Origin of the sequence: Mycolicibacterium arseniciresistens, assembly GCF_030519285.1 — a bacterium.
Taxonomy (GTDB): Bacteria; Actinomycetota; Actinomycetes; order Mycobacteriales; family Mycobacteriaceae; genus Mycobacterium; species Mycobacterium arseniciresistens.
This window is the reverse complement of sequence record NZ_JAUMSQ010000199.1, coordinates 1-11,978: the sequence shown is the minus strand read 5'-3', so window position 1 is coordinate 11,978 and position 11,978 is coordinate 1. Positions and strand designations below refer to the sequence as shown.

At 70.0% G+C, this 11,978-nt stretch carries 9 protein-coding genes; 3 read left to right on the top strand and 6 right to left on the bottom strand.

Features of this window, described 5'->3' with window-relative positions:
* Positions 1-57 precede the first annotated feature (57 nt).
* Positions 58-1,386, bottom strand: coding sequence for an HNH endonuclease signature motif containing protein (locus Q2100_RS21595; protein WP_302915709.1), 1,329 nt, complete (start codon positions 1,384-1,386; stop codon positions 58-60).
* 189 nt (positions 1,387-1,575) lie between these two features.
* Between Q2100_RS21595 and Q2100_RS21590 the strand changes: the two genes are divergently transcribed.
* The gene (locus Q2100_RS21590) at positions 1,576-2,232 is read left to right on the top strand and encodes an SDR family oxidoreductase (protein ID WP_302915708.1); all 657 of its coding nucleotides are present in this window, start codon (positions 1,576-1,578) and stop codon (positions 2,230-2,232) included.
* A 24-nt stretch (positions 2,233-2,256) separates the two neighbouring features.
* Here Q2100_RS21590 and Q2100_RS21585 read toward each other — a convergent pair whose 3' ends face one another.
* From Q2100_RS21585 to Q2100_RS21575, 3 genes are read right to left on the bottom strand one after another with little or no spacing between them, the layout of a single operon-like run.
* On the bottom strand, positions 2,257-3,036 hold the full coding sequence (locus Q2100_RS21585; protein ID WP_302915707.1) for a glutamine amidotransferase: 780 nt from the start codon (positions 3,034-3,036) through the stop codon (positions 2,257-2,259).
* Positions 3,037-3,059: 23 nt separating this feature from the next.
* Complete coding sequence (katG, locus tag Q2100_RS21580) at positions 3,060-5,300, bottom strand: catalase/peroxidase HPI (protein WP_302915706.1); 2,241 nt, start codon at positions 5,298-5,300, stop codon at positions 3,060-3,062.
* Between the two features lie 48 nt (positions 5,301-5,348).
* Entirely contained in the window at positions 5,349-5,768 is a 420-nt protein-coding gene (locus Q2100_RS21575; RefSeq protein WP_276008130.1) for a Fur family transcriptional regulator, read from the bottom strand.
* Between the two features lie 200 nt (positions 5,769-5,968).
* Between Q2100_RS21575 and Q2100_RS21570 the strand changes: the two genes are divergently transcribed.
* Positions 5,969-7,159 carry a geranylgeranyl reductase family protein gene (locus tag Q2100_RS21570; protein WP_302915705.1) on the top strand — a complete coding sequence of 397 codons (1,191 nt, stop codon included), beginning with the start codon at positions 5,969-5,971 and terminating at the stop codon, positions 7,157-7,159.
* Between the two features lie 3 nt (positions 7,160-7,162).
* On the opposite strand, the gene Q2100_RS21565 is transcribed toward Q2100_RS21570, so the two are convergent.
* A complete protein-coding gene (locus tag Q2100_RS21565) occupies positions 7,163-7,927 on the bottom strand; it encodes a glucose 1-dehydrogenase (protein WP_302915704.1) in 765 nt (254 codons plus the stop codon).
* A gap of 55 nt (positions 7,928-7,982) precedes the next feature.
* On the bottom strand, positions 7,983-8,792 hold the full coding sequence (locus Q2100_RS21560; RefSeq protein WP_302915703.1) for a helix-turn-helix transcriptional regulator: 810 nt from the start codon (positions 8,790-8,792) through the stop codon (positions 7,983-7,985).
* Between the two features lie 54 nt (positions 8,793-8,846).
* On the opposite strand from Q2100_RS21560, the gene hrpA reads away from it, so the two are divergent.
* A partial coding sequence (gene hrpA, locus Q2100_RS21555) for an ATP-dependent RNA helicase HrpA (RefSeq protein WP_302915702.1) occupies positions 8,847-11,978 on the top strand: 3,132 nt, incomplete at its 3' end.

Below are 11,978 nucleotides of genomic sequence, written 5' to 3'. Positions count from 1 at the left end.
GGAGGCTGCTTCCTCCCCGGGCGCAGTGTAATCCACCAAGGCGCGCCGGCGCCCGACTCAGGCGGCTGCCGGTGGTGGTTGCGGTTCGAACGGTGAGTACCACCACCAGTCGGCGCGTTCGCCGGTGGGCCCGGGACAGGGTGGTACGTCGGGTGGCGGTTTCGTCGGGGGTCGAGCCAGCGATGCTGAACTCAATGACTGTCCGTCGCTGTGGACGACGACGAGGTGCTGCGCGGGTCCGGTGATGGTGATGCCGCCGCGGTGATGCATCCGGTGGTGGTACGGGCAGACCAGGACGAGGTTGTCCAGTTCGGTGAAGCCGCCGTCCTCCCAGTGCCGGATGTGGTGGGCGTGCAGACCGCGGGTGGCCCCGCATCCGGGGACCACGCAGCAGCGGTCACGGTGCTCGAGCGCACGGCGCAGCCGGCGGCTGATCTGGCGGGTGTCGCGTCCGGACCCGATCACCTGGCCGTGGCGTTCCAGCCACACCTCGAAGGTGGCGTCGCACAGCAGGAATTGGCGGTCGGCATCGGTCAGCAGCGGACCGAGGTGCAATGACGCCACCTGTTCCTTTACGTCCACGTGGGCGATCACGGTGGTGCGGTGTCCGTGCGGGCGGCGGGCCACCTCGGTGTCCCAGCCGGCATCGACGAGGCTCATGAACGCATCGACCGTGGTGGGCATCGGCGGCACCTGATCGGATGCACGGTCGGCATCGGCATGCGCATCGGCGTCGGTCACGCCGTCGGTTCCGCGCTCGCTGTCGCCATCGGCATCGACTCCGCCCTCGGTGTGGTCGTGTTTCCAGTCGGCGACCATCCCGTCGAGATGGGACTGCACGGCGGCGTCGAGTTTGGCCGCCTCCACTCGCGGCAGGAAGATCCGATACGTAGTGCCCTTGTCGTCGCAGGTCTTGCTGTACGACGGTGCAGGTTCCGGTTCGGGGTCGGGTTGCGGTTGCGGTGGGGGTTCGAGCTTGATCGCGGTGCGCAACTGGTTCACCGTCGCGGCGGTGACCAACTGGGCGTAGTGCGCATCAGAGCCCGGCCCGGCCTTCTCGGCGATCACCCCGACCTGATCGAGTGACACCCGACCCTCGCGCAAGAGTTGGGTGCAGCGCGGCAATTCCTCCCACCGCTGCGCGACGGCGGTGACGACTTCAGCGTTCCTCGGCGACGAGCCGGTCTTCCACGCCACCATCGCCGCCACCGACCGCGCGCCCGTCATGCCCCACAATCCGTCGCGGTCGATCTCGGCGACGATCTCCACCAGCCGCCCGTCGATCGCATTGCGCTGACCGCACAACTCCGCAATCTCATCGAACAACACATCGAGCCGATCCTTCGGCCTCACCGAAGGAGCGAAAGCCGTTGCGCTCGAGGACATGACCCCATCATCGCAGAGGGGTCCGACACGTCAGCCCCGTCGGCTGTCGCGAACGCCACCGCGGGCATGACACCTCAGCTAGACCCGACCATTGCCTTATTGTGACCTTAGATTGCTCTTATTTTCCTTAGAAATTCGTGTACGGTGGGATCCCAGGCGCACGCAGCACTGCGACGGAAGGAACCCGACATGCATCAGGCACCCGCACGGATCGTCCTGGTCACCGGCGGCTCGAGGGGCGTTGGCGCGGCAGTCGCGCAACGGCTCGCCGGTCCCGACACCCATGTCGTGGTGAATTACCGCGAGAAGGCCGAGCGGGCGGAATCGATCGCCGAGGCCATCCGCAGTGCAGGCGGCCACGCCTCGACGCTGCGAGCCGATATCTCCGATGAGATCGAGTGCGCGGCGATGATCGACACCGTCGCGGCCCGGTTCGGGCGGCTCGACACCCTGATCCTCAACGCGTCAGCCCGGCTCGAACTCGGTGTCGACCTCGGCTACGCGAAGCGCGTCAACCGCGATGCCCAGCGTCGTCTTGCGCTCAGGGCGGTGCCGCTGATGCCTGCGGGCGGCCGCATCATCTTCGTCACCAGCCACGCAGCCCACTTCTTTCCCCATCGGGCTGTTCCGAAGGGACAAACGGCGATCGCCGCGAGCAAGTGGGCGGGCGAGACGGCGCTCTACGCGATGCGGTCGGAATTCCGCCGCGCCGGTGTGCATTTCACCGTTGTTTCCGGCAGTGAGGTCGACACGAACTTCGCCGGGGCGATCGTCACCGCCGCCGACGCCGCGAATCCGTCCGGCATCGTGTACGTCGGCGGCGCCGACTCCATGATGATCGCCTAGTCACTCAGTCCGGCGACGACAGGTTCAGTCCCGCGCGTACCGCTCGGCGAATCTCCGGAGGATCTCCGGGGGATACGTCACGTTCCACTGCAGCGCAGCGACTTTGAGTTCCTGCGCCGACTCCGGCGCGAAATACCCGTAGTCCTTGTAGACGTCGATACGCGTCCGGACGCCGTCAATGTCGAGTTCGGGGTGGAACTGCGTGGCGTACACGTTGGTCTTCACCCGGAACGCCTGCACCGGGCTGTCGGGCGACGACGCGAGGCAGACGACATCGGGCGGCAGCTCCGAGGCTGCCTCCTTGTGGCCGCCATAGGCGTCGAAATTATCTGGCGCGTCGCAGAACAACGCGTCGTCACGGCCGGCGGCCGACACCGAGACCGACATCCCGCCGACGGGCTCGGGGTGGGTTCGGTCGATGGTCGCACCGACGACCGTGCCGAGAGTGCCCACGCCGTAACAGCAGCCGAGGAACGGGAAGTCCGCGTCGACGATGCGCTCGATCAACGGAAGCAGCTCGCCTTCCACGCGGCGCTGCGTTGACGACTTCGTCGCGGGGTCGTCGCTGACGTTGTACGGCCCGCCGCCGAGGATGATGCCCGACCAGTCCGCGAGGTCGATCTCCCCCAACGACTCGTGCGTCAACCGGATGCGGTGCATCCCCTCGCGATCCACACCGGCGAAGCGCATCATCGCCAGGTACTCGTCGTCGGCGGCGGCGTCCTCACCGCGGATCGACAGCAGCAGGAAGGGGCGCGAATGCACGACACCCCGCGAGCTCGGTGAGCCCGCGGGGTGCCGCATGTTGCCGGTGACGATGTTGCGCGTCAGGCCAGTTCGAACCGGTCGTTGTTCATGACCTTGACCCACGCCGCGACGAAGTCCTCGACGAACTTGCCCTTGTTGTCGTCCTGGGCGTACACCTCGGCGATCGCCCGCAGCACCGAGTGCGAACCGAACACCAGGTCGTTGACGGTCGCCGTCCACTTGGTCTCGCCGGAAGCCCGGTCGACGCCCTCGTAGACGTTCTCGCCGATCGCCGACGACTTCCACTCCGTGCCCATGTCGAGCAGGTTCACGAAGAAGTCGTTGGTCAGCACGCCCGGCTTGTCGGTGAACACGCCGTGCTTGGTGCCGCCGTGGTTGGCGTTCAGCGCCCGCAGGCCGCCGATGAGCACGGTCAGCTCCGGTGCGGTGACATCCAGGAAGTAGGCGCGCTCGAGCAGCAGCTCCTCCAGCTGCGCCTTCTCACCCGGCCGGACGTAGTTTCGGAACCCGTCGCCGCGCGGTTCGAGCACCTTGAACGAGTCGACGTCGGTCTGCTCCTGCGACGCGTCGGTGCGGCCCGGCGCGAAGTGGACGTCGATCTCGTATCCGGCGTCCTTCGCGGCCTTCTCGACCGCCGCGGAACCCGCCAGCACGATCAGGTCGGCCAGCGAGACCTGCCTGCCGCCCGCGCTGTTGAACTCCTGCTGGATCCGCTCCAGCACCGGCAGCACCTTGTCCAGCTCGGACGGCTCGTTGACCTCCCAGCTGCGCTGCGGCTCGAGCCGCAGCCGGGCGCCGTTGGCGCCGCCCCGCTTGTCGGTGCTGCGGAAGCTGGCCGCCGACGACCACGCCGTCTTCACCAGCTGCGGCACCGACAGGCCGGAGTCCAGCACCGCGCTCTTGAGCTTGGCGATGTCCGCGTCGTCGATCAACTCACCCTCGACGGCCGGCACCGGGTCCTGCCACAGCTGCGGCTCGGCCACCCACGGGCCGAGGTAGCGGCTGATCGGGCCGAGGTCGCGGTGCAGCAGCTTGTACCAGGCCTTGGCGAACGCCTCGTTCAGCTCCTCGGGATGGTCGAGCCACCGCCGGGTGATCTCGCCGTAGATGGGGTCGACGCGCATCGAGACGTCGGTGACCAGCATCGTGGGCTTGCGCGGCGGGCCGCCGAACGGATCGGGGATGATCGCCTCGGCGTCCTTGGCCTCGAACTGCCAGGCGCCGCCGGGGCTCTTGGTCAGCTCCCACTCGTTGCCGTAGAGGATCTCCAGGTAGCGGTTGCTCCACTGCGTCGGCTTGTCCGTCCACACCACCTCGAGACCACTGGTGATGGTGTCGCCGGCGTTGCCGCTGCCGAAGGGGCACTTCCAGCCCAGGCCCTGCTGCTCGATCGGCGCGCCCTCGGGCTCCGGGCCCACGTCGTCGGCGCTCGCGCCGTGCGTCTTGCCCAGCGTGTGGCCACCGACGATCAGCGCGGCGGTCTCCTCGTCGTTCATCGCCATCCGGCCGAACGTCTCGCGGATGTCGATAGCGGCGGCCAGCGGATCCGGCTTGCCCTCCGGGCCTTCGGGATTGACGTAGATCAGGCCCATCGTGGTGGCGCCGTAGCGCTCCTCGAGCTGGCGTGCGGTGGCGTCGGCGCCGGCGTAGCGCTTGTCGGTGCCGAGCCACTCCTCCTCCTCGCCGAAGATGACCTCTTCGGGCTCCCAGAAGTCGGGGCGGCCGAATCCGAAGCCGAACGTCTCGAAGCCTGCCGACTCGAGGGCGGCGTTGCCGGCGAACACCAGCAGGTCGGCCCAGGAGATCTTGTTGCCGTACTTCTTCTTGACCGGCCACAGCAGGCGGCGGGCCTTGTCGAGGTTGGCGTTGTCGGGCCAGCTGTTCAGCGGCGCGAAGCGCTGCATGCCCTGGCCGCCGCCACCGCGTCCGTCATAGGTGCGGTAGGTGCCCGCGGCGTGCCAACTCATCCGGATGAAGAGGCCGGCGTAGCTGCCGTAGTCGGCCGGCCACCAGTCCTGCGAGGTGTTGATCACCGAGATGACGTCGGCCTTGAGGGCCTCGACGTCGAGCTGCGCGAACTCCTTGGAGTAGTCGAAGTCGTCGCCCAGCGGGTTGCCCTTGTTGGAGTGGGCGTGCAGCACCGAGACGTCGATCTGCTCGGGCCACCAGTCCTGGTTCTTCCGCGGAGCGCCGCCCTTCACCTCGGGCGACTTGATCGCCGGGTTCTCGCTCTCGCTGCCCTTGCTCTGGGTCGGCGCCTCGGGGTATGGCGGCTTGGCGTCAGAAGTATCGGATGACACTGTGTTTCCCTTCGTATTCCGTAAACATCATGTGGGTGATGGGGCTGATCACGGGTGTGATCGGGAGTGTGCTCGAGCGGTGGAACAGTCGGGACAGAATCCCCAGTAGATGACCTCGGCCTCGTCGATGACGAAGCCCTGGTCATCCGAAGCTGTGAGGCAGGGCGCTTCGCCGACCGCGCAGTCGACGTCGGCGATGGCGCCGCAGCCGCGGCACACCACGTGATGGTGGTTGTCGCCGACGCGCGACTCGTAGCGCGCCACCGACCCGGCGGGCTGGATGCGCCGCACCAGGCCGACGGCGGTCAGCGCGCTCAGCGAGTCGTAGACCGCCTGGTGCGACACCTCGGGCAGATCGTGGCGGACGGCGCGGATGATCGAGTCGGTGTCGGCATGGGGGAGTGCGTGCACCGCGCCCAGCACGGCCAGCCGGGGCCGCGTCACACGCAGCGCGGCGGCGCGCAGCATGTCCGGGAATTCGGAGGCGGCGGGCACGGTGACGAGTCTTGTCGCTTTTCTGGAATCAGTCAAGAGTCGGTCCGGCTGGATTCACTGCGGGCGAACCCGGGCATTACGCAACTGTGACCGCGCGACGGTTACCGTGGGATGTCGGCGCCACCCTCCTAACGTGAAGGTGGCCAGGGGAAACGACGACGGATGACGAGCCAGTGACGCAGCGATACGACCTCGTGATAGCCGGGGGTGGACCGGCGGGATCTTCCGCCGCATGGCAGGCGGCCCAGACGGGCGCCCGGGTGGTGGTCCTCGACAAGGCCGAGTTCCCGCGGGACAAACCGTGCGGGGACGGGCTGACGCCACGCGCCGTCAGCTACATCCAGAAGATGGGTCTGGCCGACGCCGTCGACAAGTTCCGCCGCGTCAACGGCGCGAGGATCTTCAGCCCGAGTGCGTGGGAGCTGGGCTTCCCGCGCAGGCCGGGGATGCCCGACCACGGGTACGTCGCCCGCCGCACCGAGATCGACGGCCTGCTGCTCGAGAAGGCGGCCTCGGCGGGCGCCGAGGTGCGTCAGGGCGCCGAGGTGGCCGCGCCCGTCGTCGAGGACGGCAGGGTCACCGGCGTGGTGCTCAAGGGCGGCGAACAGATCGCGGCCGACGCGGTGATCGCCGCCGACGGCGCGTACTCGCCGACCCGGCGGGCCTTGAACCTGACGTCGCCGTACACCAACTACTCCGCGATCGCGATCCGCGCCGAGATGCCGCTCGAGGGCCCGGACGGCGACACCCTCGACATCCATCTGAAGCTGACGTTCGACGGCGATCAGCTGCCCGGCTACGGGTGGGTGTTCCCGCTCGGCGGGGGCCGGGCCAACATCGGCCTGGGCTACGCCACCAGCTACCGGCGCTGGCACGAGATCAACGCGACCGACCTCCTCGGCTCCTTCATGGCGACGCTGCCCGCCGAGTGGCGGCTGCCGCCGGTCGAGGAGCTCAAACGGTCGAAGGCGCTGCAGGCCTGGCGGCTGCCGATGGGGTTCTCCGCGTGGCCGCCGTGGCGGCCCGGAATCCTGTTCGCCGGCGACGCACTCGGCGCGGCCCGGCCGGTCTCGGGTGCAGGCATCTCCAAGGCCCTGCAGTCGGGGATGGCCGCCGGGGAGTGCGCGATCGCCGCGCTGACCAACGGCGGGCCGGACGACTTCACCAACTACACCCAGCGGATCCGGGCGGCGTGGGGCCGGGAGTACCGGCGCGGCAGGTTCTTCCACCGCGTGGTCGGCAAGCCGGCGATCGCCGGGGCCGGGGTCAAGGTGCTGGACAAGGTCGCCCACCCGAAGCTGCGGGCGAACCTGTTGTTCTGGGAGGACTGGGGCACGCCCGCGGGCCGGGGCACCGGGCGCTGACCGCTACCGCATCGCGCCGGGGATCGCGGCGACGAGTCCGCCGTCGACCACCAGGTCAGCGCCGTTGATGTAGGACGCCTCCGCCGAGGCCAGAAAGGCCACCGCCGAGGCCACGTCCTGCGGTGTGCCGAACCGTCCCGCGGCGATCGCCGCGAGCACCGCGGGCTGGGCGTCGGGCGACACGTTGTCGTGGAACATCGGCGTCTCGATGTAGCCCGGGCTCACCGAGTTGACCCGGATCCGGCGCGGCGCCAGTTCCGCGGCCAGGGTGTGGGCGAGGTTGTGCACGGCGGCCTTGGTGGCCGAATACACCGCGGCCCCGGCCATTCCGCGGTGCAGGCTCCACGAGGCGTTGATCACGATCGCCGCGCCGTCGGCCAGCAGCGGCAGGGTCCGCGCGACGGTGAAGAACACGCCCTTGAAGTTGGTGTCGGCGATGCGGTCGAACTCCGCGGCGGTGACGGTGTCCGTGGCGGCGAACGTCGCCGTCCCGGCGTTGGCGAACACCACGTCGAGCCGGCCGAACCGCTCGCCGACCGCCGCGCGCACGGCGTCGAGCGCCGCCGGATCGGTGACGTCGGCCACCAGGGGCAGCACCCTGGCGCCGGCGCCGAGCCCGTCGGCCGCCGTCTCGAGGCGGGTGGCGTCGCGGCCGGTGATGACGACGGTGGCGCCCTCGGAGAGCAGCAGGCGGGCGGTGGCCAGGCCCATGCCGCTGGTGCCGCCGGTGATCAGCGCGATCTTGTCGTCGAAGCGGGAATCAGTCATGGCTCCAGCGTCGCGGGCATCCGGCCGCCGCGGCAGTGCGTGGTTGTCCTGGTGTTCACACCACCAGGCTGGGTAGCCGGTCCAGGCGGTCGCGGGTGTCGGTGCCGGGCAGTGGGTTCGACAGCTCGAGATGCCAGTCCGGGTGGTCGGCGACCAGCAGCGTGGTGGTGTCGAAGGAGAGCTCGCCCACCGCGGGATGCCGCACCGCCTTCACGGTCTGCGCCGGGGCGGTGACGTCGTGGCGTCCCCACAGTTCGGCGAATTCGGCGCTGACCGACCGCAGCCGCTGCACGAGGCGGCCGAACTCGCGGTCCTCGGGGAACAGCGCCGCATCGGCACGGAAGGCGGCAACCACGGCAGGCGCTGCCGACTCCCAGTCCATCCGCATGTCGCGGTAGCGGATGCTGGTGAAGAACGTCATCAGGCAGTTCTCATCGGCGTCGCGGTAACCGAAAACCGTTTCGGCCCAGCCGTTGAACGCCAGCAGCCGCCAGTGCCGATCACGGACCACGGCAGGCGCGGGCCAGGTGTCGAGCAGCCTGCGCACCTCCGGGGTGACGGCCTCGCCGCTGCGGTCGGGGAGCGGCGGGTTCGCCCCGGCCAGCACGTACAGGTGCGTCCGTTCGTGCGGGTCGAGGCGCAGCGTCCGGGCGACCGCGTCGAGCACGTCGGCCGACACGGTGATGTCGCGGCCCTGTTCGAGCCACGTGTACCAGGACACCCCGACACCGGCGAGGACGGCGACCTCCTCGCGGCGCAGTCCCGGTGTGCGACGACGCCCGCTCGTCGGCAGGCCGACGTCGGCGGGCGTGAGCCGGGCCCGCCGGGACCGCAGGTAGGCGCTGAGCTGGTCGCGTGTGGTCATGCCCGGCACAACACCGGATCGGCCCGCCCCGTTCCACCGCCTACCCTTGTCGGAGTGTCCGATCAGCCCCGCGACGACGTGCGTGCGTTGCGCGCCCGCCTCGACGGGCTCACCATCCGGGACGCGGCGCGCATCGGCCGCAGGCTGAAGAACCTGCGCGGCCCGGTCGACGCCGACCGTCTGGCGCAGCTGGCCGCGCAGGTCACCGCCGGTGAGGCGATCATCGCCGGCCGCGCCGCGGCAGTGCCTGCGATCACCTACCCCGACCTGCCGGTCAGCGACCTGCGCGGTGAGATCGCCACCGCCATCGGCGAGAACCAGGTGGTGGTGATCGCCGGGGAGACCGGATCGGGCAAGACCACCCAGCTGCCGAAGATCTGCCTGGAACTCGGCCGCGGCGTGCGCGGCACCATCGGCCACACCCAGCCACGCCGGCTGGCCGCGCGCACCGTCGCGCAGCGGATCGCCGACGAACTCCGCACCCCGCTCGGCGACGCCGTCGGCTACACCGTCCGGTTCACCGACCAGGTCAGCGACCGCACCCTGGTCAAGCTGATGACCGACGGCATCCTGCTCGCCGAGATCCAGCGTGACCGCAGGCTGCTCGGCTACGACACGCTGATCCTCGACGAGGCCCACGAGCGCAGCCTCAACATCGACTTCCTGCTCGGCTATCTGCGCGAACTTCTGCCGCGCCGCCCCGACCTCAAGGTGATCGTCACCTCGGCGACCATCGAGCCGCAGCGGTTCGCCGCCCACTTCGCCGACGCGGCGGGCATACCCGCGCCGATCGTTGAGGTGTCCGGGCGCACCTACCCCGTCGAGATTCGCTACCGGCCACTGGAAGTCGTCGTCCCGGCGGCGGACGGGGACGACCCCGACGATCCCGACCACGAGGTGGTGCGCACCGAGCTGCGTGACCCGACAGAGGCGATCGTCGACGCGGTGCGCGAGCTCGCGGCCGAACCGCCGGGCGACGTGCTGGTGTTCCTGTCCGGCGAACGGGAGATCCGCGACACCGCCGAGGCCTTGCGGGCCGCACTCGATCCGCACACCGAGGTGCTGCCGCTCTACGCCCGGCTGCCGACCGCAGAACAGCAGAAGGTGTTCACGCCGAGCCGATCTCGCCGCCGGATCGTGTTGGCCACCAATGTCGCCGAGACATCGCTGACGGTGCCGGGGGTGCGTTACGTCGTCGACCCCGGCACGGCGCGCATCTCCCGCTACAGCCGTCGCACCAAGGTGCAGCGGCTGCCGATCGAGGCGATCTCGCAGGCGTCGGCCGCGCAACGGGCCGGCCGCTCGGGCCGCGTCGCGCCCGGCGTGTGCATCCGGCTGTACTCCGAGGACGACTTCGCGTCGCGGCCCCGCTACACCGACCCCGAGATCCTGCGGACCAACCTCGCCGCGGTGCTGCTGCAGATGTCTGCCCTGGGACTCGGTGACGTCGAACGGTTTCCATTCCTGGATCCGCCCGATGCGCGCAGCATCCGCGACGGCGTGCAACTGCTGCAGGAGCTGGGCGCCTTCGACGAGGGCGGCGCGCTGACCGACGTCGGCCGCCGGCTGGCCCGGCTGCCGCTGGACCCCCGCATCGGCCGGATGATCCTGCAGGCCGACACCGAGGGTTGCGTGCGCGAGGTGCTGGTGCTGGCCGCCGCGCTGTCCATCCCGGATCCGCGCGAACGCCCCGCCGACCGGGAGGAGGCCGCCCGGCAGAAGCACGCCAGGTTCGCCGACGAGCAGTCCGACTTCATGAGCTACCTGAACCTGTGGCGCTACCTGCGCGAGCAGCGAAAGGAGCGGTCCGGCAGCTCTTTCCGGAGGATGTGCCGCGACGAGTTCCTGCACTACCTGCGGATCCGGGAGTGGCAGGACCTAAACGGCCAGCTGCGCAGCATCGCCCGCGACCTGGGCATCGTCGAGTCGGACGACAAGGAGCCGGCCGAACCGGACCGGGTACACGCCGCGCTGCTCGCGGGGCTGCTGTCCCATGTCGGCATGCGCCAGGAGGAGTCGCGGGAGTATCTCGGCGCCCGCAACACCCGCTTCGTCCTGGCCCCGGGTTCGGTGCTGACCCGCAAGCCGCCGCGCTGGATCGTGGTGGCCGACCTGGTGGAGACCAGCAGGCTGTACGGGCGCATCGCGGCGCGGGTCCAGCCGGAGACGGTGGAGCGGATCGCCGGGGACCGGGTGCGGCGCAACCACAGTGAGCCGCACTGGGACGCCCAGCGCGGCGCGGTGATGGCCTACGAGCGGGTCACCCTCTACGGGTTGACGCTGGTCGCCCGCCGCCGCGTCGACTACACCCGGCACGATCCGGAACTGGCGCGCGAGCTGTTCATCCGGCACGCGCTGGTCGACGGCGAGTGGCAGACCCGGCACCACTTCTACCGCGACAACGCCCGGCTGCGTGAGGAACTGGCCGAACTCGAGGAGCGCACCCGCAGGCGCGACCTGTTGGTGACCGACGACGACATCTTCGCGTTCTACGACGCCCGGGTGCCCGCGGACGTGGTGTCGGCGCGGCACTTCGACGGGTGGTGGAAGAAGCAGCGGCACAAGACCCCCGACCTCCTCACCATGACGCGCGCCGACCTGCTGCGCAGTGACGTCTCGGCTGATCAGCCGGACCGCTGGGAGGCCGACGACCTGTCGCTGCCGCTCACGTACCGCTTCGAGCCGACCGCGCCCGACGACGGGGTGACCGTGCACGTCCCCGTCGACGTGCTGGCCCGCCTCGGCGGTGACCAGTTCGCCTGGCAGGTGCCGGCCTTCCGCGAGGAACTGGTCACCGAACTGATCCGCTCACTGCCGAAACCGCTGCGGCGCAACTTCGTCCCCGCACCCGACACCGCACGCGCCGTGCTGTCCACGCTGGATCCCGGGACGGAGCCGCTGCTCGACGCGCTGCAGCGGGAATTGCACCGCCGCACCGGGGTGCTGGTCCCCGTCGACGCGTTCGACCTGGACAAGCTGCCCGCGCACCTGAGGGTGACGTTCGCCGTCGAGGACGCCGACGGCGCCGAGGTGGCCCGCGGCAAGAACCTCGACGCGCTGCAGGAGAAGCTGGCCGGGTCGACGCGCCGTGCCGTCGCCGAGGCGGTCGCCGGCGACCTCGAACGCAGTGGGCTGCGCGGCTGGCCCGACGATCTCGACGAGCTGCCGCGCACGGTCGAACGCACC

Coding starts and splice junctions, on each gene's coding strand:
- Q2100_RS21595 (WP_302915709.1), bottom strand. CDS start 1,386: ATGTCCTCGAGCGCAACGGCTTTCGCTCCTTCGGTGAGGCCGAAGGAT.
- Q2100_RS21590 (WP_302915708.1), top strand. CDS start 1,576: ATGCATCAGGCACCCGCACGGATCGTCCTGGTCACCGGCGGCTCGAGG.
- Q2100_RS21585 (WP_302915707.1), bottom strand. CDS start 3,036: ATGCGGCACCCCGCGGGCTCACCGAGCTCGCGGGGTGTCGTGCATTCG.
- Q2100_RS21575 (WP_276008130.1), bottom strand. CDS start 5,768: ATGCTGCGCGCCGCCGCGCTGCGTGTGACGCGGCCCCGGCTGGCCGTG.
- Q2100_RS21565 (WP_302915704.1), bottom strand. CDS start 7,927: ATGACTGATTCCCGCTTCGACGACAAGATCGCGCTGATCACCGGCGGC.
- Q2100_RS21560 (WP_302915703.1), bottom strand. CDS start 8,792: ATGACCACACGCGACCAGCTCAGCGCCTACCTGCGGTCCCGGCGGGCC.